Source organism: Brevibacillus sp. FSL L8-0520 (genome assembly GCF_037963895.1).
Classification (GTDB): domain Bacteria; phylum Bacillota; class Bacilli; order Brevibacillales; family Brevibacillaceae; genus Brevibacillus; species Brevibacillus borstelensis.
The window spans coordinates 3,428,341-3,454,224 of the sequence record NZ_CP150171.1; the positions used below are offsets into that span (position 1 = coordinate 3,428,341).

Consider the following 25,884-nt stretch of genomic DNA (forward strand, 5'->3'; position numbering starts at 1 on the left):
CGACAAATCCCAACAAAACGGCAAGAAAGTTTTTCCATGGTGCATGGTCAGACCCTTCATTTCCGGGAGCACAAAAAAAGAAGCCGCAACCCGATCACAAACGGTGCGGCTTCACTCATGTTATCCGGTTTTACAGATAGACAACCTGGTGGCTGCCATCGTGGACGAGGGGCGCTTCCACGAGCCGGTCGACAAGCGACAGACCGTATTTGTTTACGAACGGGATAATCGACAGCTTCCTCTCCTGCAATCCTCCTGCAGGATTCAGCGCCGCTTCCAGCCTCCACAGACGCCGCTTCCCGATATCTTCCCGCTGCTCCAGCGCCAGAACTAGCCGCCGCTCCAAAAAGTCTACCTGTTCCAATAGACGAGCCGCATTTTTCTCCGCCAACTGCTCCATTCCCGGCTCCAGGAGTGCAACCTCGCTGACGAGCGGCTGATACAGCTCCTGCATGGCTTCCCGGACATGCTGAAAGCGGTCCGTCAAGGGATGGGCTCCCCTGCTCGCTTCCCATTCCTCCTTCCACGCGGCAAACGAAGCCAGCGCCTTGTCGATGGGCAGGTCGAAATCTTTCAGCAAGCGGGCAATCGCCCCTTCAACCAGGGTGACGGAGACCCGCGGGAGCACGATCGGCAGCTGCTTGCCAAAAGCGGCAAACACCTCCTTGAAATACGCCCAGTAAGCAATCTCCCCCGCGCCAGCCACAAAAGCCAAGGTCGGGAAGAGATGCTCCTGCATCAGCGAGCGGGTGACTACATTGGAGCTGAATCGACAGGGATCTGTCTCGGCCAGCTCAATCATCTCCTCGCGGGTATACGTTCCCCGGCGGGTGACGAAGCGATCTCCGTGGCGAAGCAGCTGCAAACGATCCTTTCCTTCATACAGGAAGAGATTCGCCTCCTGTCCCCCCACCTCCAGCTGAAGCGGGTAGCCTGCACTCTCCAAACGGCCAGCCGCGTCGGCTACAAGCGCGCTGAGCTCCTCATTTCGCTGCAAAACTTGCGTAAAAACCGGCTTTTCCAGCTCTCTGACAAAAGGGAGAGAAGATTCGACCAGAATCAGGCCGTGCTTGCCAAACAAACTGGCCATCAGGCGGGCAAACCAATCGACGACGGTTTTTGACGATGCAGCAGCCTCTTCCACCCACCTGCGGATCGCCGCTGTCTCCTCCGTCTCTGTCAAATTGGCGAACAGCTTCTCCATGAATGCCTCGTACTCCGCACGTCCCAGCGGCACACTGCTGGCCGAAGGGCGTCCCGTACGCGGAAGGGAGATTTTCTCCTTATGCAGCTTTGTCTCTTGATCGGTGAGCCAGAATGTGTGGTCAATCTCATCGATGTCGTGATCCTCGCCGGCAATCCAGAACACAGGAACGACTTCTGCATTCAACTGTGCCGAAAGCTGCCTTGCAGCCTGAATCAGATGGACAGCCTTGTAAATCGTGTACAGCGGGCCAGTAAGGACACCAGCCTGCTGGCCGCCGATCACAACCATAGTACCCTGCTTTCGCAGCTTTTCGATCCCTTCCATCGCTCGCTGATGATTGCCGATCGCTTGATTGTAGGCAAGCAGCCCATCAGCTAGTTTGTCTCTGTGGGGAATCTCATTGTTCTGAAGCCACTCGAGCCGTTTCCGGTACGACTCCATCTGGTACGGGGGGTAGGTAAAAAAACGCAGCGCGTCGGCGTTTCCCAGCTGGTAATCATGAGCCAGCCGGTTGGCCAACGGCAGCGATACGCATTCAACATTCATAGAAGCTCACCTTTCTTACTCCATGTCACTGCAAATTATACCATGCCCCCCTCCCCCAAAAAAACAAGACAACCCGCCGTAATGGGTTGTCAAAGTGTAATTGCCATTGTATGCAATTAAAATTGCGGCGGAGTGACGGACCAGATCAGAACCGCTTCTTCCTCGCCCGTATTTTCGACACTGTGTGATTTGGTGCTGTCGAAAGTGATGCTGTCGCCGGCCTCCAGTACGTGCTCTTCATCGTTGAATCGCACGGTAACCGTTCCCTTCGTGACGACAAAGCACTCTTCTCCTTCGCCTTGCACGAATTTGTCCACTACCATTTCGCCTTTTTGCAGCTTTACTTCCAACATACCCAGTTTTGAGCTTCCCCCCGCAGACAATAACGCGTACGTCCCTGTTGACTCGGGAAAAACCATCTGTCTGCGCTTCGGCTTTCGCGTAACGTGGACCTGCTTCTGGTCGATGTCCTCGAAGAAATGGATGATCGAAGCCTCCAGAGCCTTCGTGATTTTCCACAGGGAATCAAGAGAAGGCTGAGAAATGCCGCGTTCGACCTGGCTGAGCAAGCCCTTGCTCAGTCCTGTTTTGTTCGCCATAATCTCCAGGGTAAAGCCACGCTCTTTCCGAATCATTCGAATCTTATGCCCAATCGATTCGATGGGAAGCCTCATAAATCCTACCTTCTTTCTTTATTGGTATATGTATCGGTGCCGCGAGTGTTTATACGTCGCCCATCGTCTTAAAGATCCCGGTTGTATACAGCACTACGTAGACCAGTCCAAACAGGAGGAAAGACAGTCTCCAAACCGAGAAGCTCGCCTTCAACAGCGACAGCTTACCTTTCAGCCTGATTTGAACCCAGCCGATGAGTCCAATGGCCGCGAGAAAAAATCCGGTAATCCACCACCACGCAGACAGCGCTTCCGGCCAAATTACGCTATACGCGACGACAACGGCACGAATGAGCAAAAAATTCGTGATATTTACAGCCCAGCGTCCGGCCAAACGCCGGTCCTTTTTCCACAGATACACCAAAAAGTACGCCAGTGGGAATCCAAGAAAAGGAAACGCGGTCAACGTCGCCCAAAAATAGGTCCACGTCGTTGAAAAAAACGACCAAAGCTTACCCAAAAAGGTCAATGGCGGCCTCTCCCTTCCCCTTCACCATGTCTGTCTTCAGAAGCACGGCGCGCAGCAATGTCTCATGCATCGGGACGGGTATTCCGGTTTCCCTCCCCTTTTGAACGAGATAACCGTTGATAGCGTTTACTTCCGTGTGATTCCGCCGCCGGATGTCTTGCAACATTGAGGAAATGTTACGGGAAGTATTTCGGCAAATTTTTACAACTTCCTGCCAATCTCGCTCTTCAATTTTTTCACCGCAGCGCTCCGCTACGGCCGCGGCTTCCCAAAACAGTTCTTTCATGAATGTCACGGTGTGCGGGGATTCAAGCAGCATGCCGTTTGGCATCTCGAACAGAGCTGTCAACGGGTTGATCAAGGCATTTGCCAGCAGCTTTCTCCAGGCGAATGGTTTTATCGTATCCTCATAAACGGCCTGAAAACCACAGCGGTTGGCAAGCTCTACGAACGCGTTGCAGATCGGATCGCGCTCATCCTGTTCCGTCCAAGGACCTATGCGCAAAAGTCCCGTTCCGGTATGCTCGACCTCTACAGGGGACAGCCGGCGCGCTCCTTCCGTATTGCTTGCAAAAAAACACTGACGGCTTTCAAGCACCTGTGTCAATTTCTCATAATGTCCCATGCCGTTCTGGAGGGCCAATACCCGCGATGCAGCAGAAAGGTGGCGAAGATCAGGCAGGATCGCATCAAGATCCGACTGTTTGACCGCCAGCAGGTAAAGGTCTCCTTGCGGCAAACCGTCTTCCATCGGGTTGCTTCGGATTGAAGCCTTCTGCATCGTTCCGTCGAGCTGGCGAAGGGTTACTCCTGCTTGCGTCAAGAGCTGCGCCTGCTCGCGGGTGCGGGTGACGAGTGTGACTGACTGCCCGCTCAGCAGCAACCTGGACGCATATAAAAGCCCTACAGAACCGCCGCCTATGACAACCAAATGGAGTGGTATCGACTGAAGCTGCATTTGTTCACCTACATTAATCAATACTTATTTCAAGAATACCAAAGTTGCTGGCAATGATCAATTATTCCTACGTAAAAAGATCGAAATTGTCAAAAAAATATTCACCTGCCGAAATAAAAAAGGCCATCCCTCTTGGGACGACCAGCGGGCGAAATGGTCACACCGGATAAACGGGGTGCTTTCGCTCTGAAAAAATCTGCTTCTTGTTCGCATAAACGTCAAATCTTGCAATCAGCTCCCGCCTCAGCTCTTCGGGAGGAATGATCGCGTCCACGATCAGATTGGAAGCGAGCAAATAGATGTCGATGTCTTCCTGGTACTCCTTCCGTTTTTGCATGATAAAGGCTTGCCGTTCCTGCGGATCTTCAATGGCTTGAATCTTGTTGCTGTAGACAGCATTCACCGCTGCTTCCGGCCCCATTACGGCTATTTGCGCTCCCGGCAGCGCGAGGCAGGCATCTGGTTCAAAAGCAGAGCTGGCCATGGCATAAAGTCCTGCTCCGTAGGCCTTTCTCACGATAACCGAAATTTTCGGAACCGTCGCTTCCGCCATCGCGGATATCATTTTTGCTCCGTGGCGGATGATGCCGGCCCGCTCGACCGCCGTGCCGATCATGAAGCCCGGTACGTCCGCCAAAAACAGCAACGGGATTTGAAAGGCGTCGCACAGCGTGATGAACCTCGCCGCCTTGTCAGCCGAATCGACAAATAAGACGCCTCCCTTTACCCTCGGCTGATTCGCCACGATACCGATCGGCTTGCCATCGAGACGGGCAAGCCCCGTAATCAGTTCCTGCGCAAACAGCTTCTTCACCTCAAAAAACGAGCCTTCGTCGACCAACGCGTCGATCAGTTCATGCATGTTGAACGGAGCATTTTGATTCTCCGGGACGATCTCGCTGATTTTTTTCGCGTCTGGACGAGGCGACTTGGCGGCCCCAACCGGAGGCTTGGCCGTGTAGTCGGCAGGAAAGTAGCCGAGATAGCGGCGAGCGGCAGAAATCGCCTCTCCTTCATTGGCTGCCAGTACGTCTCCGCAGCCGCTGACAGAGCAGTGCATGCGGGCACCGCCGAGCTCTTCCAGTGTCACCTTTTCTCCGATCACCATCTCGGCCATCCGCGGGGACCCCAGATACATGCTGGCATTCTTGTCGACCATGATGACGATGTCGCAAAACGCCGGGATATAGGCGCCTCCGGCAGCGGAAGGTCCAAACAGGATGCAGATTTGCGGAATTTTGCCGGAGAGCTTTACCTGATTGTAAAAAATTCGACCTGCCCCCCGCCGGCCCGGGAACATTTCAAGCTGGTCCGTAATCCGTGCCCCTGCGGAATCGACCAGGTACAACAGCGGCACCCGCATTTTCTCCGCCGTTTCCTGAATGCGGATGATTTTCTCGACCGTCCGGGCACCCCAGGAGCCTGCTTTTACCGTAGAATCGTTCGCCATGACGCAGACCGTCTGTCCGTTTACTTTCCCGATAGCCGTAACGACTCCGTCTGCCGGCAGGTCGCCAGCCATAAAGTTGGCAAACAGGCCGTCCTCCACGTGAAATTCGTCGTCAAACAGAAGCTTCAAGCGATCACGGACAAACAGCTTGTTCTGCTCCTTCAGCTTGGCATGGTATTTTTCGTCTCCGCCCTTTTCCACCTGGGCGATGCGTTCTCTCAGCATGTCTTCTGCTTGTTTGCTCATGGGTGCCTACTACCTCCTCTTATTCGCCGCGATACACCGGCTTTCGCTTCTCTTTAAAGGCGTCGAGTCCCTCCTGCCGATCACGGGTAGGGATTAATACCTGATAGGCGTTGCTCTCCATGGCCAGCCCCGTAGCCAGGTCAGTCTCCAGACCGTAGTCGATCGCATACTTGGCCTGGGCCAAGGCGATCGGGGCATTTTCGGCAATCTCGCGGGCAAGCGACAGGGCAGCCGTCATGACTTGATCGGAAGCCGCCACCTTATTCACCAGTCCGATGGCAAGCGCTTCCCCGGCAGCTACGCGGCGGGCCGTAAAGATGAGCTCCTTTGCCACTCCTTTGCCGACCAGCCTGGGAAGCCGCTGTGTTCCGCCCGCGCCGGGAATGATCCCGAGGGACGTTTCCGTCAACCCCATCTGGGCTGTCTCGCTCATCACACGCAAATCACACGCGAGAGCCAGCTCCGTGCCGCCGCCAAGGGCAATGCCATTGATGGCTGCGATTACCGGCTTGGGAATCCGCTCCAGCTCGCTGAACGTGTCGCGGATTGTTCTGATGTAATGCTGTACCTGCAGATCAGTCATGGACCGCCTCTCCTTCAGGTCGGCCCCGGAGCAGAAAGCCCTGTCTCCCGCTCCGGTGACGATCAGCACACGCACGCTCCGATCCACGGCTGCCTCGGCAACCGTTTGCCGCATCGCGAGCAAAGTGTCCAGGTTGAGGCAGTTAAACACCTCAGGGCGGTTTATCGTCAATATCCCGATCAGTCCTTCTTTTTCATACAAGACAGTCATGCTTTGCCTCCTTCTGCCCGGGATTCGGGTTGTCTTCTGTGCGACTGGGCCAAGGCGGCCTGGAGCACCTTGGATGGCAGGGCGCGTCCCAAAAGCTGCTGGACATACGCTCCCGCCTCGACCAGCTTCTCCAGGCTGACCCCTGTCTCGTATCCCATCCCGTGCAGCATGTAAACAAGGTCTTCGCTCGAAATGTTTCCAGATGCCCCCGGCGCATATGGACAGCCGCCAAGCCCTCCGATCGAGCTGTCAAAGATCCGTATGCCCTCGTCCAGCGCTGCGGCGACATTTGCCAGACCAGTACCGCGGGTATCGTGAAAGTGACCGGCCAAGCGCTCAGTCGTAACATCTTTCACAAGCGCCGCAAAAACTTGATGAACCTGCAGGGGTGTAGCCACTCCTATCGTATCGCCAATCGAGACCTCATAGACCCCCATCGAAATCAGCTCATTCGTGACTTTGCGGGTGTTGTCCAGGGGAACCTCTCCCTCGTAGGGGCAGCCGAACACCGTCGACACATAGCCGCGGACACGCATGCCCAAGGCCAATGCTTCCCTGGCTGTCTCGCGAAGGACGGGAAAGGTCTCCTCGATCGACTTGTTAATGTTTTTCAAATTGTGCGTCTCCGATGCGGACATGAACAGGGCTACTTCGGTCAAGCCGCACTCCCGCGCCCGCTCCAGCCCTTTCAGGTTTGGAACAAGGGCGCTGTACCTCACGCGTGACTGGTGCGGAAGCGAGCGGCAAACCTCTCCCGCATCAGCCAGTTGGGGAATCCACTTCGGGTTTACGAAGGAGCTCGCTTCCACTCTTTGCAGTCCGGCTTCCGCCAGCATCTCGATCAGCCGGATTTTTTCCGGAGCGGAGAGCACTTTTTGTTCGTTCTGCAGTCCATCGCGCGGTCCGACCTCGACAATTTGTACCTGCATGGACGCTCCCCCTTTCCTAGCGGGCGCTCAGTTTAGAAGCAGCCCCATTCTATTCCAGTACGACGATCACATCTCCATCGTTGACAAAATCGCCGCTGTTGACTTTGATCTCGGCAACAACGCCGTCTGCTTCCGCCTGAACCGGCACTTCCATCTTCATTGATTCCAGTACGATCACATCTTGACCGGCTTTGACTTGATCGCCTTTTTGCACCAGGATGTTGATGACTGTTCCTGCCATCGTTGCTGCTACATTCTTCATTTTGCTCGCACTCCTTAGACTGATTTTTGTTTCCGTTCCTGGATGAAACGAGTGGTATAGGTTCCCCGGACGAACTGCTCGTCTTCGAGTACCTCCAGCAAGAATGGAATATTGGTTTTGATTCCGGTGAGGACAAATTGCTGCATTGCCGCTTTCGCCCGCTTGATCGCTTCGCTCCGGTCCGCTCCGGAAGCGATGACCTTGGCAATCATCGGATCGTAGAACGGAGTCACTTGTGTCCCTGTTTCCACACCGTCGTCGATCCGGACGCCCTCCAGCTGCGGCGGCTGATACAGCGTGATCGTTCCCGGCGAAGGCATAAACGTGACCGGGTCTTCTGCATAGACCCGCAGCTCTATCGCGTGCCGGATCGCCTTGATATCTTCCTGAGCAAATGAGAGTTTTTCTCCTCTCGCAATAGCCAGCTGCATGGCGACCAGATCAAGTCCGGTCATTTCCTCCGTGACAGGGTGTTCTACCTGCAGGCGTGTATTCATTTCCAAAAAATAGAATTGTTTGTTTCCATCGACGATGAACTCTACTGTTCCGACACCGGTGTAGCCTACAGCACGTGCTGCCTGCACCGCTGCGCTGCAGAGCTTCTCTCTCGTATCGTCGTCCAAAAAGGGAGAAGGACTTTCCTCCAGTACCTTCTGATGTCTTCTTTGGATCGAGCACTCTCTCTCCAGAATATGCAGAACGTTTCCGTGAATGTCCCCGGCGATCTGCACTTCGATGTGACGGGGCTCATCGACATAGCGCTCAATGTACATCGCATCGTTGCCGAAGTACGCCTTTGCCCTGCCCTTTGCCGATTGATACGCTTGCCTCAGCTCGGCTTCGTCACGGCAAATCTGCATGCCGATCCCTCCGCCGCCAGCGCTCGCTTTCAGCATGACCGGATACCCGATCTCCGAAGCCAGCTGCGCCGCCTCGTCAGGAGACTGCGCGGGTTCCTTGCAGCCTGGTACGATCGGGACTCCTGCGTTGTGCATCACGTTTCGAGCCGTCAATTTATCTCCCATCTGGGCGATCACCTCTGGCGATGGACCGATGAAGAGCAGGCCTTCCTCCTGACAGCGGCGGGCAAACGCTGCATTTTCGGACAGCAATCCGTAACCCGGATGAACGGCATCCGCCCCTGTCTGTTTGGCCGCAGCGATGATGGCGTCTACATTGAGGTAACTGTGCGGTACCGGTGGCGGGCCGATATGTACGGCCTCGTCTGCTTCACGGACAAAGGGAAGATCTTTGTCTGCGTCTGAAAACACCGCTACCGTCCCCAGCCCCTGCTCCCGGCAGGTGCGAATAATCCGCCTGGCGATTTCCCCGCGATTGGCGATCAATACTTTTCGCATGGCAACGCTCCTCTCCAAGACCAATCGGCCGGCACCGTGAAACCGTTTGCAACTCGTCCGGACGATTGTCGAAATTGTTTTGCTTCTCTCTATTTTGCCATGAGATATGACATAGTTCTAGGTTGAAATTTAAATTTTTTCCATGGAGACGAAAACATTTTTTGCAAACAGATGGGACAAAAGGAGAAAATGCGCTCAGATGTAACCGATTTTGTGTATAATGATAAGTAATGTTATGGCAAGGCAAAGCGCGTGAGAGGAGTGGCTTACTCATGTTTGAGGTAAAACGTCTAAACATCAACTACAAGACTTTGGAGGAGTTTCAAAGATTCCGCGAATTTGGCCTGGAGGAGCTTTCGATGAAGGAAGACCTGGAGGCGAACATCGTGGAAAACGATTCCGAATCTCCTTTCTACGGCATCTATGACAATGATTTGCTGGTGGCGCGGATGAGCCTTTACAAAATCGACGGCAAGTACGATCGATACTTTGCCCCCGCTCAGGATTACTACGAGCTGTGGAAGCTGGAGGTCCTTCCGGATTATCGCGGCAAGGACTACGGTACTGCTCTGGTGAACCATGCCAAGAGCTTCGGTGCCCCGATCAAGACCAACTCCCGCTGTCGTGCGGATGAATTCTGGTTGAAGATGGGTTTTACTCCGGTCAAGTACAACCCGGTCCGTGACCGCGGCGAAAACCCTTATGTATGGCTCCCAGAGGGTGTCGGACTTCAAGACTGACGGGGTTTGAAAAACGAAAGAAGCGGCTATGCGGCCGCTTCTTTTTCATGATTCGCTGTCCCTTGCAGACTTTCGGGTCTATTTTTCCACCCTCTCCAAATTCCCGTTCTCGTCCATTTTGAAAATGGCTTTCACGGGCTCCTCTTCATTCAAGAAGGCCATTTTCCGTGCACGCTCCATGATTTGAACCAACGCTTTGTAATCCTCGTTGACTCCCTGGACCTGTTCCAAGTCTTTTTTCATCCTGTCGTGCGCTTCCTTCAACTCTTTTATCTCCAAAACCTTTCCTTCCAACTCTTGTTCAAGCTGCCGTACCTTTCGGACCAAATCCTTGTGATTCATCAGCATCCGAATCACTGCTTCAATCTGCTCCTCGGCTGAGCCGCTTGGCGAGAGCTGCTGGACCGGCGATTGCTGTTTTCTCAGAAGCTGTGCCTCTCCATTTACCTCTGTTTGGACAGAAGTAAGCCGTCCCATCTTTTTCAACTGCTGCCGCTGGTTTTTCGCTATCACGATCGCTGCGTCATATCTTTTGCGCACACAACTGTTCCAGCGAAATCCGCATGCGGCCGCCGTACGCCCAAGGCGTTGCCCTACTTCTTCAAAAGCAGCAAGCTGCGTCCCGCCCTCGCGAATATGGCGTAGGGTGACTTCCGCCAACACCAGATCGTCATCTTCAGTCCATGCGTCCTGTCTGGAAGCTACCATGTATGAAGTCCCTCCCGTTACCTTTAAAAGGATGATGTACTCCATCCTATGCTTTTTCCTACTCTGGTAGAATCGTTTTCTACTAGAAAAAGTATGTCCAAGCACACAATTGTTTAAACGGGAGCGGAGCTGGCGAGTTCCTATTCTCTATTTGCCTAAAAATTTCTCTACAAGACGCACGTGCTCGTCATTTCCCCATAGCTCGGCGCATTGGCTGACTTCCCGGCGCGTGCGTTCCGCCAGTGACAACCCTTTTCGCTTCCAGGCGAGCATGTCCATATATGCTTCGATGCTGGCCAAGGGACGGGCGGCGATTGCCGCGGCGAACTGTTCCGTCTCCTCGCGCAGGCGCTCAGGATGGCAGACGCGGTCCACCAGTCCGTAGCCTTTCGCTTCTTCGGCGCTGAGTCTTGCCCCTGTCAACAGGAGGGCCAGTGCTTTGGACTCCGGGAGCTTGTCCAGCAGCCGCGAGCCTCCTCCCCAGCCCGTCGTGATATGGAGCCCGATTTGCACAAAGCCCAGCACTGCGGTTTCACTGGCGAACCGAAAGTTGCAGGAAATCGCAAATTCACTGCCCCCGCCGAGCGCATGTCCATTGATCATGGCAATCGTAGGCTTTTTTGCAGTCTCCACTGCCTGGAGCACATCCGCCACCTTGCTGAGGATGGGCAGAGCCTGCTCCTTGCCGCGAGCAGCGATGAATTGCCTCACATCCCCGCCGGAGACGAAGCTCGCACCTTCCCCGGTGAAAATGATTACTTTGATTTCCTTATCCGCCGAAGCGTCCTCGATTGCCTGCTGCAGCTCTTCTGCCATTTCCAGACTGATCGCATTATGTACCTTTGGACGATGAAAAGTGATTGTCGCGATGCCGTCCCGTTTTTCTACCCGAATCGTTTCCACCCGGTCTCCACCCTTTCTCGCTCGTTTTCCCCATTGTAACCCCCTCTGAAAAAAGAGAAAAGAGAAGGGGGCTACCCTTCTCCTCGAATTAGGAAAGCAGGTTTTTCATAGCAGATTGATTGAAGCCGACGATCAGGTTCTCGCCGTCAGTCAAGATCGGACGTTTCAGCAATTGCGGTTCTTCGCTCAACATTTCCAAAAGCTCGCTCACAGACATATCGTTGATGTCCACATCCAGATTTTTGAATCGCTGACTGCGTGTAGACAGGATTTCATCCAACCCGTTCGTTGTCATTTTGATGATCTCCAGCAGTTCTTCTGATGTGGGCGGATTTTTAAACAAATGACGCTCTTCATAGTTCACTCCGTTTTCCGCCAGCCATGCCTTCGCCTTCCGACAGGAAGTACAGCTCGGATACGTGAAAAAAGTCAATTTTTGGGTACGTGTACGCTCTGCAACAGCCATCTTATAACCCTCCATCTCATCTATCGCATAATTAGCTATCTAAAAGTAAGCTAATAAAAAAACCTTTTCTACTTTGGATTATAAATGTGGTATTAACACTATGTCAATAGTATTAAATCTAAAAAATACGATTAGATATAACGGCAATCGACAGCGCTAAAACCCATCGGCTGCACACTCTTACCTTAACAATCGAAGAAAAATCGGATACACTTAATGTAATTTGTCAACGGAAAGGGGAGAACGGTATGGAATGCGATGCTCAGAAACTTACAAGCGCTTTGGCTGATTCTACCCGTTTTTCAATATACCAGTACGTTTCCAACAGCAGGGAGCCCGTTACCGTTCAAGACGTGGCCGAACACTTCTCGATCCATCCCAATGTAGCCCGTCTTCATCTGACCAAGCTTGAGGATGTCAATCTGCTCAGCTCAGCTTCTGACAAGAGCGGAAAAGGCGGGCGTCCCAGCCGTCTATATTCGCTTTCCGATCAGGTGGTCAGCCTGCAATTTCCTCCGCGAGATTACCGCCTCTTGGCGGACATAGCGATAGAAAGCATCCTTTCACTCGGCGAGGCCGGGGAAGCTGCGCTAACCAAGATGGGCTATCGGATGGGAACGGAAATGGCGAAACGCGCCTTGAAGGAGTTCCCTTTAGATGAAAACAAAGCTTCCTTTGAAGAAAAGCTGGAGCATATACACCGGCTGGTCGTCGCCCAAGGCTTGAAGCCTGACATCGAAGCGCTCCAGGACGGACGTTTGCGCTTTCGCGTATTCAATTGCACCTTTTCCGAAACGGCCAAGCGCTATCCTTCCTCTGTATGCAGGATGCATAACGCCTTGTTGACGGGAATATTTGAAACATACTTTGGGCAAATTGAGTTACGAGAAGACGAATCGATGCTGAGCGGCTGCCGCTCATGCAATTACACGGTAGTCCGCGTACCCGAGCTGGACTGCCAAATGTCGGTTGATTAGCTAAACCAGCAGCATTTACCAAGACAGTCAAAAAACCGTCATACCTTCCCGTTTACACGTCTCCTCCTGTCCTATATAATGGGGAAGGAATCTTGTAAATATTGCCGACTTGCTGCAAAAGGAGGGATTACAGATGGATCGTATGTATCGCGTACTGGGCTTCTGGACGATCGCAATCGCGCTGATGTCGTTCTGGGCTGGCTTGTACCCGATGGCCCTGTTGTTCTTCGGCCTGACCGCATTCTTTGTGGCGCTCAGCTACATGAATCTGACTGAGCGGGCATACTTGAACATCTTCTTCGGTTTTATGTTTGTCTCCTTCGTTGGGTTCACCTATTACACGTTCTTCGTGATGCCGGTAGGACCGCAAGAGCACTCCATGATGATTCAATCGTTTCTGTAAGAAAAAAGATGCTCACATCTGATGAGCATCTTTTTTTCTTGGCATCTTCACGCTGCCGTCATCTTTTCTCCCCGTACTTTTCTGCTGTTTGGAAACGAAACCCGTGACTTGTAACCTCCCCTTTTGCTTGCACCAGCACCCGGAACATCCCGCCCAAGCCCCCTGGGTAAATCAGCTGTTGGATTGCTCTGTTCCGTTTCATCGCCTGGCTGGTAAACGGATCTCTGTCCGTATGATTGACCGCTTTTTCCAGTATCCCGCTCCTGATCAGAAACTGATCCTGGCGCATATACGTGACCTTCTGAAATCCCTCCCGCTCCCCTGCGCGGATCAGCGCGGAGAAATTGACATGCGCCGTAATATCTTTGTCGCCGACATGCTCGTATGGATTATCATCGGCTTGGTGACGGCGGTAGCACATCAGCGTCCCCCGCTTTCTGCTCGGATGGTATAGCTCCTCCTGCAAGTCGCCGTAATCGATGGTCATCACGTATCCAGAACGGAGCAGCCGGGAGAGTTGTGCGAATGTCTCCTCGATTCCGAGATTGGCTTCCACCCGCATGCCTATGGGCAATCCATTGTCAATCTCGGCCAAGTAACGGGCCAGCGGAGGGATCGGGTCCCGATAGCACTCTGCCAATTGATCGCCGTTTTTGGTGACCCATACCTCTTGCCAGCCCTTCTGCGTTTTTTCAGCGATATGTACCGGAAAAGCATCCAGCCACTCATTGGAGAACACGACACCCTGCAGGCTCTCGGATGCTGCCGCTTGCTCGAGACTTTGATAGGTGCGGACGGGCAGCCCCCGCTTCGACAGCGCCTGTTTCTGCAGCTCCCTGTGATACTGACTTGCTTCGATCAGGACGACCTGGATGGAATCGAACAAATGCGGAGAGCTCTCCTGCAATCGAGCAAGCATGCCGCTGCACAATGCCCCGGTCCCGCCACCGATCTCTATCAGAGCAGGCGAACGCCATTTTCCCGCGTCCCACATCTCTGCCACCGCGTCAGCCAAGGTCTCCGCAAAAACCGGGTGCACAGATGCACTTGTAAAGAAATCGCCTTCCTTTCCGATCTTTGGGCGGCTGTTTGTATAATAGCCCTCGCTTTCATCATACAACGCCAGCTCCATGAAGCGGACAAACGGGATTGCCCCCTCCGGATGGCTCTCTATTTCCTTGTAAATTCTGGATATTGTCGTCATCTTCACTTCTCCTGCTATCCAAATTCCGCCAACTAAGGCTATAATACGAAAAGAGATCATACAATGTGGTGAGAGCGTATTTGGCTAGTTGCTCCAATCACGCTACGAAACAAAAGGTGAAGAGATGCGTAAAATTTTGCTCGTGTTACTGCTGGCCGCGATTCCGCTTACCGCTTTTGCCCAGGAAGCGCCTCCTTTGGAACAATTGATCCTGCAGCAGCACTTTACACAAAAAGAACTGGAAAGAACCTTGGGCCTGATCAAACAGGAGGAAGGAAAGCTGAGCGGGGAAATAGCCCGTCTCGATCTGGACATGCAACGGCAAAAGGCAGTCATCGAAGCGATGAGGAGACATGCTGGTGAAGTCGCCAGAGCCTATTACATGGGAGAACGAGTGTCGTTTCTGACACTTCTGTTTGATGCCGAGAATTTCAACGATTTTCTGTTGATGTTTGAGTTCCTGCAGCTTCTCTATGAGCGGGATATCTCGCGCCTGGAAAAATTTCAGGCAGAACGCGCCAAGATGACAGCTCTGCAAGCAGACAAGCTGGAACGGTTGACGGCCCTGCAAGACCTGCGCAAGCAATACGAGCTGCAGCTGGCCGAAATGCTGGCCGTCCAGACGGAAAAAGAAAAAAACCTGCAAATGGTTGGAGATGCAACCAGCGTGCAATCGCTGATGGACCATTTGATCGTCGATTGGCAAAAACGCGGTCTGCCCGCCTTCCAAACCTTCTTTACCCAGTTGTCGACCGTCATGTTCCAAATTCCCGAGCTGGCGACACCGGAGAGAATCCAGTCGGAAGGGCTGTTCCTTCACACGCTGACGATCAATCAGAATGATTTCAACCAGTTTCTGATGAGTAAAAACGACCTGTTCAAACAGTCTCGTTTTCAATTTGAAAACAATCAGCTCATCGTTGAAGGTGAATACGATCACATGAAGCTTCGGCTCGTCGGATCATATGAGCTCGTTTCGCCGAAACAGTTGAAATTTAAGATCAATGAATTGTATTTCGACGGCTTTGCCCTGCCTTCCTCCACTGTTGAAGAGATGGAGAAGCAGTACGACCTCGGCTTTTATCCGGAATTGATCTCCCCGAACATTCAGGTGCAGGGGATCAGCATGATGGATGAAGAACTCCGTTTGCAGCTGAAGGTCAACTTCCCCTTTGGCTTCGGAAAAAAATAAATCCCCCTTGCACGCAAAAAAGGCCAGCTTCCTAGCTGGCCTTCCAGGTTGCAGACAAACTCCCTCGCTGAACGAACAGCAGAGGGAGTTTGTTTAATAATTTGATGAAAATACCGAAGGTGTTTTGATCGTTCACCTTTTGGCGACCTGATTTCCATAGCCAGGTCGCCATTTTTTTCAAGTTCATGGCAGCGAAAACAAGCATCGCCTGCATCGTGACCTTCTCCAGTCCTCGTAAGGTCGTCCAACGCATGCCATGCTTTTCCTTCATATCAGCGAATACACGTTCAATCGTTTCTTTCCGTTTGCTATAGATTTGTTTGTTTTCCTCGGTATGCCGGAGGTGGTCTACCTCTTCGAGGTAATCAGCCCAGATGTGGCGACTCACTCTCTTTGTGTAGTCTTTACTTTCCGTGCATTGTTTCAAGAACGGACAACTTCGGCAAACTTGAGAATTTGATCGATAGATACGGTACCCATCCTTGTTTGTTGTCTCATATGTTAAGATTTGCTCGTTCGGGCAGATGTAGCAGTCGAAATATTCATCATACACATATTCGTGCTTTTTAAAAAAACCTTCTTTGGTGCGTGGTCTTGTGTAGGGCATAACGGGGCGAATCTGGTCATCAAGGAGTGTTTTACTGATGTAAGGCGTCTTGTATCCCGAGTCCACTGCCACAGCTTGAGGCTGTGCAAACGTCTTTCGCACTTGATTCAAAACATCCTCAAAAACCTGACTGTCATGCACATTGCCTGGCGTTACCTTGGCACCAAGCACAAATCCATTTCGATCACATGCTGTATGAAAACTATAAGCAAATACACGTTCCTTTTCCCCTTTTACAAACAATCCGCAATCCGGGTCAGTTGTGCTGACTTTCACCTCCTTCTTCGAAGTTTCTGTCTTTTTTTCAAGGGGCTTCTTTCCATGTGCAATACGATCCTGATTGATTTCTTCGTCCAGCAGCTCTTGATATTTCTTCGCTTGTTCTTCAACGATTTCTTTCACGTATTTATGCTTATTCGCACTGGCTTTTACATGCGTAGCATCAATGAAAAGCACATCAGGCTTCACGAATCCATGATGAACCGCCTCCTCCAATATTCGAAGGAAGATCGACTCGAAGAGTTGAGTATCCCGAAAACGGCGAACATAGTTCTTGCCTAGGGTCGTGAAATGGGGAATGGGCTGACTGAAATCATAGCCAATAAACCACCGATAGGCAACATTGGTTTCGATCTCTTTAATCGTTTGTCGCATGGAACGAATTCCAAAAATATATTGGATGAAAGCAATTTTAACTAAGACTACAGGGTCAACACTGGGTCTGCCATTGTCATGACAGTAGAGGCTTTCCACCAAGTCATAGATGAACGAAAAGTCGATTGCATTTTCAATTTTTCTTACGAGATGATCTTCTGGCACCAACTCATCTAGCGAGAATGCAGATATCTGATAACGCCCTTCGGCCTCTTGCTTATTAAGCATAATGCCACCTCTAAAAAATAACTTTTGAAAACGTAACATGTTCTATATTCAACAAAAAAGCCTGCAGACCCTGTTCCTTACGGAACTTTGTCTACAGGCTGAAAGGCCAGCTTCCTAGCTGGCCTCAGGTTGCAGACAAACTCCCTCGCTGAACGAACAGCAGAGGGAGTTTGTTTAATAATTTGATGAAAATACCGAAGGTGTTTTGATCGTTCACCTTTTGGCGACCTGATTTCCATAGCCAGGTCGCCATTTTTTTCAAGTTCATGGCAGCGAAAACAAGCATCGCCTGCATCGTGACCTTCTCCAGTCCTCGTAAGGTCGTCCAACGCATGCCATGCTTTTCCTTCATATCAGCGAATACACGTTCAATCGTTTCTTTCCGTTTGCTATAGATTTGTTTGTTTTCCTCGGTATGCCGGAGGTGGTCTACCTCTTCGAGGTAATCAGCCCAGATGTGGCGACTCACTCTCTTTGTGTAGTCTTTACTTTCCGTGCATTGTTTCAAGAACGGACAACTTCGGCAAACTTGAGAATTTGATCGATAGATACGGTACCCATCCTTGTTTGTTGTCTCATATGTTAAGATTTGCTCGTTCGGGCAGATGTAGCAGTCGAAATATTCATCATACACATATTCGTGCTTTTTAAAAAAACCTTCTTTGGTGCGTGGTCTTGTGTAGGGCATAACGGGGCGAATCTGGTCATCAAGGAGTGTTTTACTGATGTAAGGCGTCTTGTATCCCGAGTCCACTGCCACAGCTTGAGGCTGTGCAAACGTCTTTCGCACTTGATTCAAAACATCCTCAAAAACCTGACTGTCATGCACATTGCCTGGCGTTACCTTGGCACCAAGCACAAATCCATTTCGATCACATGCTGTATGAAAACTATAAGCAAATACACGTTCCTTTTCCCCTTTTACAAACAATCCGCAATCCGGGTCAGTTGTGCTGACTTTCACCTCCTTCTTCGAAGTTTCTGTCTTTTTTTCAAGGGGCTTCTTTCCATGTGCAATACGATCCTGATTGATTTCTTCGTCCAGCAGCTCTTGATATTTCTTCGCTTGTTCTTCAACGATTTCTTTCACGTATTTATGCTTATTCGCACTGGCTTTTACATGCGTAGCATCAATGAAAAGCACATCAGGCTTCACGAATCCATGATGAACCGCCTCCTCCAATATTCGAAGGAAGATCGACTCGAAGAGTTGAGTATCCCGAAAACGGCGAACATAGTTCTTGCCTAGGGTCGTGAAATGGGGAATGGGCTGACTGAAATCATAGCCAATAAACCACCGATAGGCAACATTGGTTTCGATCTCTTTAATCGTTTGTCGCATGGAACGAATTCCAAAAATATATTGGATGAAAGCAATTTTAACTAAGACTACAGGGTCAACACTGGGTCTGCCATTGTCATGACAGTAGAGGCTTTCCACCAAGTCATAGATGAACGAAAAGTCGATTGCATTTTCAATTTTTCTTACGAGATGATCTTCTGGCACCAACTCATCTAGCGAGAATGCAGATATCTGATAACGCCCTTCGGCCTCTTGCTTATTAAGCATAATGCCACCTCTAAAAAATAACTTTTGAAAACGTAACATGTTCTATATTCAACAAAAAAGCCTGCAGACCCTGTTCCTTACGGAACTTTGTCTACAGGCTGAGGCCAGCTTCCTAGCTGGCCTTCGTCTGTTTATTCATCGAATTCAGATGCGTATCCATTTCCTTTTGCAGCCGGTTCAGGAAATCGGCCAGTTCCTTGCCAAGCACAGGCGGCTTCTGACCTTGCTCCATGGCTGAAACAGCGAGCGGTACAGGATAAATGACATAATGACGTTTTCCATTCTTCCGATAATAATGAACATAGGTTGTCGTCCATTCCGCTTTTTCCACTTTGGCTTCTCCTGATTCTCCTTTGTACAAGGTGAGCTTCAGGATCACTCCTACGTCTTTGTAATCCCGGCGTTGGGCGGAAATAAAATTGCCCAGTGAATAGGCGATAAATCCGGTGTGGGTACTCCCATCCTCCAGTGTCACCGTCTTCCATTCATACGGCTGCACGACATGGGGGTGCGCCCCTAGCACCAGGTCGGCTCCGAACTTGATGCACAGCTCGGCAGTCTCCCGCTGCTTGGCGTTTGGCATGCGCTGGTACTCGTTTCCAAAATGGAGCGCGACCGCGACCAGATCGACACCCGCTGCTCTTGCTTTCGCGATGTCTGCCTTGATCAGATCGGGATTGATCAAATTGACCAGGTAAGGCTTATCCTTTGGAATCGGAATGCCATTCGTCCCGTACGTGTACGAGAGCAGCGCCATCGTAAAGCCGTCTTTGTTCAAGATAAGCGGCTCATTGCGGCTTGCTTCGTCCCGAAACGTTCCGGTATGGAGCAAGCCGACCCGATCCAACTGATCGATTGTTCTCCGCACGCCCTTTTCTTTTCGGTCCATGGAATGGTTATTGGCTGTCGTCAGGGCGGTAAAACCGAGCTGTTTTAGCGTATCGGCCAAAGAATCCGGGGAATTGAACATCGGATAACCGGAATAGCGCAGCTCTTGCCCGGCGAGTGTCGTTTCCAGGTTGCCGATCAACCAGTCGGCTTCTTGAAAAATCGGTTTCACGTACGCAAATGACGGTGCAAAATCATAGGTTTTTTTATCCGGCAAAAGAGCGGCTTCCAGTTGTTCGTCATGCACCATGATGTCACCTACAGCCATTAGCGTAATGCGCTGCTCCGGAAAACGGGAAAGCGGTGCCGATAGTCCCGCTGCATGGTTGGTGCCGGACTCTTCCGTGGAGACATCTGCTGGCTCGTCTACAGGTTTGTCTGTTGGTTCGTCTGTTAGTTGGTCAGTTGGTTTGTCTGCAGGTGCCTCAGCAGGTAAGTCAGCCGGCTCTTGAGCCGCGGCGGAAGAGACAGGGGCTGCTGTGGTTTGATCGGTCTTTCCTGTCTGCGGGACACATCCAACTGTTCCCCAGCCAAGCGCAACGACGATCACCAGTGAACACCATTTTTTTCTCATGTGTCAGTAAACTCCTTTTGTTTTCCTGTCCTTCCACTCGCTTCCGTGGGGCGCTCTATCGAAGCATCCCCGTTACGTATGGATTGAAGGTTTTCTCTGCGTCGATCGTCGTTTTGGGGCCATGTCCCGGGTAGACGATCGTATCGTCATCCAGTTCAAACAATTTGTCTTGAATGCTGATCATCAGCGTCTCAAAGTCGCCGCCTGGCAAATCCGTTCTGCCGATGCTCTGGGCAAACAGCACGTCGCCGCCAAAACAATGTTTCCCTATGACAAACGAACAGCTTCCCGGGGAATGGCCCGGTGTATGCAGAACGCGGAGAGAAAAACCGGCAAGCTCCAGCATCTGTCCATCGGCCAATTCATATTCGGCTGGCTCACAAATAATCGGTTCCGGCAAATTCCAGCGGCTGGAACCATTCAGGTCGGGATTCGTCAACCATTCACTCTCCAAAGGATGGATGTAGACAGGCGCTTTTGTCAACGCTCTGACAGCATTCAAACCGCCGATATGGTCCAGATGGGCGTGGGTCAGCAGCACAGCCGCTACCTTTTTGCCTTCCAGTGCACGAAGAAGAGGTTCCGGTTCCATTCCCGGATCGATGACGATACATTCCTGTGTTTCCGGATGGGTCAGCACATACGCATTTGTCTGAAACGGTCCAAGCGCAAAGCTCTCGATTTTCATATTGGCCTCTTTCATGTGAAACCTCCTTATGAACTATGATACGATGAAAGAAAACGGCGTAAAGTGGAGTGATGACGATGAAACGAATGTTCGGTGTTGAAATGCAAGCCCCGGCCGGCAAGCTTCCCGGATTCTATGCTCAAGTCATACATAAAATCGGAGACAATGTCAATGTGTTTGACCGCGATGGACAGCTGCTCATCGTTGAAGGCGAGCATGATCGTCAAAAGCTGAACGAGCTGTTGACGAAAGCCTCGATGCTGGGAGAGGAATTCTCCCTTTGGCTTCTCCCTCCCGACACGGAAATCATTCACCTGGATGACATCGGGTTTGAAAGCCAGGAAGGCCATACTTACCTGTATGCAGATCGGGTCGCATTTTTTTCGCTTGATGTATCCGCAGGTGACGATCAGGATCAATGGGCGGCGCTGGAACAAATGAAGGAAACTATCCTCGGGCGCATTCCCTCCACGCCGGCTGATCTGTACCTGATTGATCCTGCCCATGATCAGTTAATCGACGGAATTGCCCGGGCCTACAACATCTCTGTACTCTGGCAGGACAAAGACGTGTAAAAAACCATACGCTACCCGAAGGATGCACGCATGGCTGTTTGCGAACGTTGTATCCCATCTCTGTCAATCGCCAATCGTATCGAAACGAAAACCGATCACCTTGTCATCGTGAATGCTGAATAGCGCCTTGTACTTGCTTCCTTGAAGCGACACTTCCTGCCCGGGCTTCGCCTGGCCATACAGCTCCTGCAAGCGTTGGAAGCTGTCATAGACAGCCAATCCGCGATTCGTGGCAAATTGGGCGGCTTTTTCCGGAGGAACGCCTCCGACTGCGATCGATTTCAAGACACCTTGCTTCACCATGACTATCAGTTGGGTATCGTCGACCAGGAGCAATCCCATGACAACGGTACCGGCTCCGGAAGCCATTTGGTCCAACGTATAGCTCTCTCTCGTCACAGCATCCATAAAATCGGCCTTTGCCGGCTTCAGGACGTCCATCGCCTCTTTGACGTTTTGTCCCAAATAAATGCCGCGAATGCCGTATTCTTGCGGATTTTCCGGATCAAATGCGGCGGACAATCCTCCCTTTGCCGATTCAGCCGATCCGCACGCCTGAAGCAGAAAGACTGTCAGCAGGAAGCAAATTGCCAAAAGTCCGTACTTTCTTCTCATGCCTGCTTCTCCCTTTTTTTCTCAAAATTGCACAAGGCTATCTTATCGCAAGAGCTGTGCAAGGGGCAATAGAGCGTACGGCACTCGGGAAAGGGAAAAGGATGCCTCCTATTGCTTCGGGCCGCTCACCTTTTGCCGCGGCTTGTTGGGGATATGGTTTCCGTTCATATTATGCTTCCAGCACTCGAGAATTTTTAGGAGCGACGCAAAAAACGGAGAGCCGAAGACTGCGACGATTCCCCACATCCACGTACCCAACTGCCAGGAGTTCTCTACAAAAGCAGATGGGGCACCGACTAGAATCAAAGCCGGGTCTAGCCGGAGAAAACCAAAAATCAGACCGGCTGCGACAACAGAGATGAGCAAATTCAGGAATTTTTTGTAGTGGGAAAGCCGGGCAGCATGATTGTGATCCTCCAGCCTGTCTTCTTTTGCTTCGTAATCTGTATTTAGAAAAGGTACGACCGATTTGACAGCCTCTGTCACCCCTGCGGCCGCGCTGGAAACCGCCGTGATGTAAATCAAAAAAGAAATAGATGTATCCAGTGTAACCATGCTTCACTCCCCCCTTGCTTCATCTTTATGGGGAAAGAGACAACCATAGCACATTCGGATATTTTCACCAGCGACAATTTCAAGTAACATTTTTTTGTATGGATACGAAGATGGAAGGCGGTAATGCGAATGAACATTGCACATGCTTGGGATCATTACGATGTAGTCCGCAGTCTTACGCTTGCTACGCTGCAGGCAACGAAGGAAGAGCAGGCCGACATTGTGCCGGAAGGGTTTTCCAACAATATCCGCTGGAATATTGGCCACGTTTTATTTACCCAGGATGCTCTGCTCTACGGGGGAAAAGCTCCGCACCTCCCCGAATCTTATGCGGCCCTGTTCGGCCCCGGCACAAAACCTGCCGATTGGCAAGGGGAGCTTCCTACCCTGGAAACATTGAACCAACAATTGGCAGAGCAAACGGAACGGATTAAAAAAGAGTTTGCCGATCGCTTTGAAGAAAAGCTTCCCAGCCCGTTCAACCTTCGCGGAAAAGCCGAAATCGATACATTTGGGGGCATGTTTTTATTCAGCTTGTACCATGAAGGCATGCACGCAAGCACGGTTACATTGTTGAGAAAAGCTCTGCAAAATCAAGCTTAGCCGTTTGCCCGGGATACCGGGCTTTTTCTTTTGCCTGACAGGAAGTCAAAAAAAATACCACCCGAGAGGTGGCTAAGAGTTTATGGCAGTTCGACCTTGCTGAAATTAAGTATTTGATTGAATATTCAGAACTAAAATCACCACGGGCAGGCCCATTGTGGACCACCATTCAGACATACGCAATCCGGATGAGGTTTTGGCGCTTTGCAGCCAGCGCAAGCTTCCGAATTTGCCGTGACTGAAGAGGACAGCGTAAAAACCAGAGCTGCTCCGAGTAGAATACCAGCCAGTTTTTTCATTGTTTTCACCTCCTTATTTACTATATATTCACTATATTCCATATATTCCCTTTATCGAAAAAGCACTTTATTTGTCGATTCGTTGTCTATCTTTTTACCAAAAGATTGCTGATCGCGTTTTTAGCCATAAATCAAAACCGCTCCCAAATTGGGAGCGGCCGTGTCGAACCCGTTGCTATGGGGTAGTACCGATTATTCTCTTTAGCTCCTCAACCTCCGTAACAGAGTTTGTCTTACCTAAAGAGTACGGTGTCCGCCAGTTCGATTGATATCGAGAGCGTGATCATGACCATCCACGGTTCTTCGCCTCCTGGAAGGCTTTCGCCGATTTTGATTCATGGATCATCGGGTTCGACAATCCTAGTATGTCCGGATTCGCTTGCACTATGCACACTTACAGCAAGTCTGCCGCAAGCTGTGCCAGAACGCTGCGCTCCCCTTTTTCCAAGCGGATATGACCAGCCAGTTTCTGATCCTTAAACATCTCCACCACGTACGTAAGTCCATTGTTGCTCTCGTCCAGGTATGGATGGTCGATCTGCTCGGGATCTCCCATCAATACGATCTTCGACCCTTCCCCCACCCTAGTCAAAATGGTTTTCACTTCATGCTTTGTCAGGTTTTGCGCTTCATCAATGATAATGTACTGCTCCGGAATGGAACGCCCGCGGATATACGTCAGCGCTTCTACCTGAATGCTGCCCATCCCTGCCAATATTTTGTCAAGGTCACCGGAGCGTTTTGTATTGAACAAATACTCCAAATTATCGTAAATCGGCTGCATCCAGGGACGAAGCTTCTCTTCCTTCTCACCGGGCAAATAGCCAATGTCTTTCCCCAACGGGACGATTGGCCTTGCTACAAGCAGCTTCTTGTATGTTTGCAAATCTTCAATTTGCAAAAGCCCCGCGGCCAATGCCAGCAAGGTCTTCCCGGTACCCGCTTTTCCTGTCATCGTCACCAGCGGAATATCCTCTCGCAAGAGCAATTCGAAAGCCATCCGCTGCTGGACATTGCGGGCCCTGATTCCCCAGATCGGATCGTCGTCAGCGACCAGCATCTCCAGATTCTTTCCATCGATGTCAACCTTCCCGATAGCCGATATGGACGGATTCAACTCATCCTTCAGCACCAGGAACTGATGGGGATAAAAACGCTGCTGCGGAAAACAGGTGGAAAGTGACAACTTTCGGCTGCCGTAATAATTTTTGATGATTTCCGGGGCAACCTGCATTTTGTGATAACCACTGTAAATGTGGGAATACTCGCCGACGACGCGGTCCGAAAGAAAATCCTCGGCAATCAGTCCAAGCGCATCAGCTTTCACTCGCATCAGGGCATCCTTCGAGACGAGTATGACAGGGCGTGGTTGAGGCAAGAGGTTTTCTTCTTCCTGCAAGTTAAGCGCTACCGCCAGAATGCGGTTGTCATTGGTCATTTCCGTAAATTGCTTTTGAAGCTTGGCAAGCGAGGAATGGTTCAATTCGACGCGCAATAGCGCACCCGTTTCCAAAAGGATGCCTTGATGCAGATGCCCCAATTCGCGAAAGCTGTCAAACAGCCGCGACACATAACGAGCGTTGCGGCCAATCTCGTCCATATAGCGCTTTTTGGAATCAATTTCTTCCAACACCACGGCGGGTATGACGATTTCGTTATCCGCAAAGGAAAACATCGCTCGTGGATCTTGCAGGAGTACGTTGGTGTCCAGCACGTAGATTTTCTTCAAAATCTCGCCTCCTATTACCCATCTGTTATACCCTATGCAATTGCGGGTGGGATGCTCAGTAGCCGCGACGTGATGTACTACAGTCTATGTCGGCAAGAGTGAAGATAGACGAGTCCCGCATGAAAAGGTGGACAGGAGAACAAAATACAGATAATCATGCATGACTTGTGTGGGAGCAACTTAAGAAGCGAAGGAGAATGACCGTGAAGCGGACAGCCGTACTTGTACTCAGTGTCAGCCTGCTGCTCTCCGCCTGCATGTCTGGCAACAAGCCTCCCGGGAATCAAGCAGCACCGCAGCCCGGGAAACGGGCAGATGAAACGCAGCGCGTACAGCAAACAGCACCGTCCCCTGGCTATAACCAATCGTCACAAGCTACTGCAGACCGGCTGGTTCAACTGGCCACCCGTGTACCAAACGTAAAGGATGCCACCGCTGTTGTATTGGGCAAATGGGCTGTTATCGGCATCGACGTCAACGCCCACCTGGATCGCCCTGAAGTAGGGGTCATCAAATATACAGTGGCAGAAGCCTTGAAGGAAGATCCCCAAGGCGCCACTGCGCTCGTAACGGCCGATCCCGACATCGTTCAACGCTTGCGGGAAATGTCCACTGATATGCAAAAAGGCCGGCCCGTGGCGGGTATTGCGGAAGAATTGGCTGATATTGTCGGACGCATCATTCCCCAAGCCCCTCGCGATGTTCAAATGAAAGAGGAAGCGCCATCCAGAGAAAACGAACAACGCCTGAACAACAGCGGCAACGCAAAACCGGAAGGAAATCGCAAAATACCGGTCAACCGGCAGTAAAAAGC

General features: G+C 51.2%; 27 protein-coding genes. 7 read left to right on the plus strand and 20 right to left on the minus strand.

Going from position 1 to position 25,884, the window contains the following annotated elements:
- Positions 1-130: 130 nt before the first annotated feature.
- From bshC to NSQ24_RS17115, 9 genes are all read right to left on the minus strand, one after another.
- A complete protein-coding gene (bshC, locus tag NSQ24_RS17075; RefSeq protein WP_031932807.1) occupies positions 131-1,753 on the minus strand; it encodes a bacillithiol biosynthesis cysteine-adding enzyme BshC in 1,623 nt (540 codons plus the stop codon).
- 116 nt (positions 1,754-1,869) lie between these two features.
- Positions 1,870-2,427 carry a cupin domain-containing protein gene (locus NSQ24_RS17080; protein WP_003386275.1) on the minus strand — a complete coding sequence of 186 codons (558 nt, stop codon included), beginning with the start codon at positions 2,425-2,427 and terminating at the stop codon, positions 1,870-1,872.
- A gap of 49 nt (positions 2,428-2,476) precedes the next feature.
- Positions 2,477-2,896, minus strand: coding sequence for a DUF3397 domain-containing protein (locus tag NSQ24_RS17085; protein ID WP_003386276.1), 420 nt, complete (start codon positions 2,894-2,896; stop codon positions 2,477-2,479).
- On the minus strand, positions 2,880-3,854 hold the full coding sequence (locus tag NSQ24_RS17090) for a 2-dehydropantoate 2-reductase (protein WP_003386277.1): 975 nt from the start codon (positions 3,852-3,854) through the stop codon (positions 2,880-2,882). The genes NSQ24_RS17085 and NSQ24_RS17090 overlap by 17 nt, the downstream gene beginning before the upstream one ends.
- A 157-nt stretch (positions 3,855-4,011) precedes the next feature.
- Positions 4,012-5,550, minus strand: a complete 1,539-nt coding sequence (locus tag NSQ24_RS17095; RefSeq protein WP_031932805.1) for an acyl-CoA carboxylase subunit beta — start codon at positions 5,548-5,550, stop codon at positions 4,012-4,014.
- Between the two features lie 19 nt (positions 5,551-5,569).
- Positions 5,570-6,343, minus strand: a complete 774-nt coding sequence (locus NSQ24_RS17100) for an enoyl-CoA hydratase-related protein (protein WP_003386279.1) — start codon at positions 6,341-6,343, stop codon at positions 5,570-5,572.
- Positions 6,340-7,272 (minus strand): hydroxymethylglutaryl-CoA lyase, encoded by a 933-nt coding sequence (locus tag NSQ24_RS17105; RefSeq protein WP_003386281.1) that lies wholly within the window; start codon positions 7,270-7,272, stop codon positions 6,340-6,342. Before NSQ24_RS17105 ends, NSQ24_RS17100 begins: the two co-directional genes overlap by 4 nt.
- Positions 7,273-7,321: 49 nt before the next feature.
- The gene (locus NSQ24_RS17110; RefSeq protein ID WP_003386282.1) at positions 7,322-7,534 is read right to left on the minus strand and encodes an acetyl-CoA carboxylase biotin carboxyl carrier protein subunit; all 213 of its coding nucleotides are present in this window, start codon (positions 7,532-7,534) and stop codon (positions 7,322-7,324) included.
- A gap of 14 nt (positions 7,535-7,548) precedes the next feature.
- Positions 7,549-8,892, minus strand: coding sequence for an acetyl-CoA carboxylase biotin carboxylase subunit (locus NSQ24_RS17115; RefSeq protein ID WP_024983990.1), 1,344 nt, complete (start codon positions 8,890-8,892; stop codon positions 7,549-7,551).
- Positions 8,893-9,164: 272 nt separating this feature from the next.
- Between NSQ24_RS17115 and NSQ24_RS17120 the strand changes: the two genes are divergently transcribed.
- Positions 9,165-9,632 (plus strand): N-acetyltransferase, encoded by a 468-nt coding sequence (locus NSQ24_RS17120; protein ID WP_003386284.1) that lies wholly within the window; start codon positions 9,165-9,167, stop codon positions 9,630-9,632.
- Between the two features lie 78 nt (positions 9,633-9,710).
- Here NSQ24_RS17120 and NSQ24_RS17125 read toward each other — a convergent pair whose 3' ends face one another.
- From NSQ24_RS17125 to NSQ24_RS17135, 3 genes are all read right to left on the minus strand, one after another.
- On the minus strand, positions 9,711-10,340 hold the full coding sequence (locus NSQ24_RS17125) for an RsfA family transcriptional regulator (protein WP_024983991.1): 630 nt from the start codon (positions 10,338-10,340) through the stop codon (positions 9,711-9,713).
- 147 nt (positions 10,341-10,487) lie between these two features.
- Complete coding sequence (locus tag NSQ24_RS17130) at positions 10,488-11,243, minus strand: enoyl-CoA hydratase/isomerase family protein (RefSeq protein ID WP_003386286.1); 756 nt, start codon at positions 11,241-11,243, stop codon at positions 10,488-10,490.
- A gap of 88 nt (positions 11,244-11,331) precedes the next feature.
- On the minus strand, positions 11,332-11,709 hold the full coding sequence (locus tag NSQ24_RS17135; protein WP_003386287.1) for a Spx/MgsR family RNA polymerase-binding regulatory protein: 378 nt from the start codon (positions 11,707-11,709) through the stop codon (positions 11,332-11,334).
- Positions 11,710-11,957: 248 nt separating this feature from the next.
- Between NSQ24_RS17135 and NSQ24_RS17140 the strand changes: the two genes are divergently transcribed.
- Positions 11,958-12,686, plus strand: a complete 729-nt coding sequence (locus tag NSQ24_RS17140; protein ID WP_024983993.1) for a helix-turn-helix domain-containing protein — start codon at positions 11,958-11,960, stop codon at positions 12,684-12,686.
- 133 nt (positions 12,687-12,819) lie between these two features.
- Positions 12,820-13,089, plus strand: a complete 270-nt coding sequence (locus NSQ24_RS17145) for a DUF2626 domain-containing protein (protein ID WP_003386289.1) — start codon at positions 12,820-12,822, stop codon at positions 13,087-13,089.
- A 58-nt stretch (positions 13,090-13,147) separates the two neighbouring features.
- Here the strand turns inward: NSQ24_RS17145 and NSQ24_RS17150 are convergent, their stop codons facing one another.
- A complete protein-coding gene (locus tag NSQ24_RS17150) occupies positions 13,148-14,293 on the minus strand; it encodes an SAM-dependent methyltransferase (RefSeq protein ID WP_339166284.1) in 1,146 nt (381 codons plus the stop codon).
- A 124-nt stretch (positions 14,294-14,417) separates the two neighbouring features.
- Here NSQ24_RS17150 and NSQ24_RS17155 point away from each other — a divergent pair, with 124 nt between their 5' ends.
- On the plus strand, positions 14,418-15,485 hold the full coding sequence (locus NSQ24_RS17155) for a hypothetical protein (RefSeq protein WP_003386291.1): 1,068 nt from the start codon (positions 14,418-14,420) through the stop codon (positions 15,483-15,485).
- A gap of 31 nt (positions 15,486-15,516) precedes the next feature.
- Here the strand turns inward: NSQ24_RS17155 and NSQ24_RS17160 are convergent, their stop codons facing one another.
- The 4 genes from NSQ24_RS17160 to NSQ24_RS17175 all read right to left on the minus strand — a co-directional run bounded on the left by NSQ24_RS17160 (position 15,517) and on the right by NSQ24_RS17175 (position 20,709).
- Positions 15,517-16,974, minus strand: a complete 1,458-nt coding sequence (locus tag NSQ24_RS17160; protein WP_339166285.1) for an IS1182 family transposase — start codon at positions 16,972-16,974, stop codon at positions 15,517-15,519.
- 124 nt (positions 16,975-17,098) lie between these two features.
- Positions 17,099-18,544, minus strand: coding sequence for an IS1182 family transposase (locus tag NSQ24_RS17165; RefSeq protein ID WP_024985259.1), 1,446 nt, complete (start codon positions 18,542-18,544; stop codon positions 17,099-17,101).
- Between the two features lie 112 nt (positions 18,545-18,656).
- Complete coding sequence (locus NSQ24_RS17170; RefSeq protein ID WP_339166287.1) at positions 18,657-20,006, minus strand: CapA family protein; 1,350 nt, start codon at positions 20,004-20,006, stop codon at positions 18,657-18,659.
- A 55-nt stretch (positions 20,007-20,061) separates the two neighbouring features.
- Positions 20,062-20,709, minus strand: coding sequence for an MBL fold metallo-hydrolase (locus NSQ24_RS17175; protein WP_338463400.1), 648 nt, complete (start codon positions 20,707-20,709; stop codon positions 20,062-20,064).
- 62 nt (positions 20,710-20,771) lie between these two features.
- Between NSQ24_RS17175 and NSQ24_RS17180 the strand changes: the two genes are divergently transcribed.
- Positions 20,772-21,269, plus strand: a complete 498-nt coding sequence (locus tag NSQ24_RS17180) for a hypothetical protein (protein ID WP_003386294.1) — start codon at positions 20,772-20,774, stop codon at positions 21,267-21,269.
- A gap of 63 nt (positions 21,270-21,332) precedes the next feature.
- Here the strand turns inward: NSQ24_RS17180 and NSQ24_RS17185 are convergent, their stop codons facing one another.
- The gene (locus NSQ24_RS17185) at positions 21,333-21,884 is read right to left on the minus strand and encodes a hypothetical protein (RefSeq protein WP_003386296.1); all 552 of its coding nucleotides are present in this window, start codon (positions 21,882-21,884) and stop codon (positions 21,333-21,335) included.
- 108 nt (positions 21,885-21,992) lie between these two features.
- Positions 21,993-22,439, minus strand: a complete 447-nt coding sequence (locus NSQ24_RS17190; RefSeq protein WP_003386298.1) for a hypothetical protein — start codon at positions 22,437-22,439, stop codon at positions 21,993-21,995.
- 129 nt (positions 22,440-22,568) lie between these two features.
- On the opposite strand from NSQ24_RS17190, the gene NSQ24_RS17195 reads away from it, so the two are divergent.
- Positions 22,569-23,042 (plus strand): DinB family protein, encoded by a 474-nt coding sequence (locus NSQ24_RS17195; RefSeq protein ID WP_003386299.1) that lies wholly within the window; start codon positions 22,569-22,571, stop codon positions 23,040-23,042.
- Between the two features lie 693 nt (positions 23,043-23,735).
- Here NSQ24_RS17195 and NSQ24_RS17200 read toward each other — a convergent pair.
- A complete protein-coding gene (locus NSQ24_RS17200) occupies positions 23,736-25,070 on the minus strand; it encodes a PhoH family protein (RefSeq protein WP_003386300.1) in 1,335 nt (444 codons plus the stop codon).
- 197 nt (positions 25,071-25,267) lie between these two features.
- On the opposite strand from NSQ24_RS17200, the gene NSQ24_RS17205 reads away from it, so the two are divergent.
- Entirely contained in the window at positions 25,268-25,879 is a 612-nt protein-coding gene (locus NSQ24_RS17205; protein ID WP_172920694.1) for a YhcN/YlaJ family sporulation lipoprotein, read from the plus strand.
- The last annotated feature ends 5 nt before the right edge of the window (positions 25,880-25,884 follow it).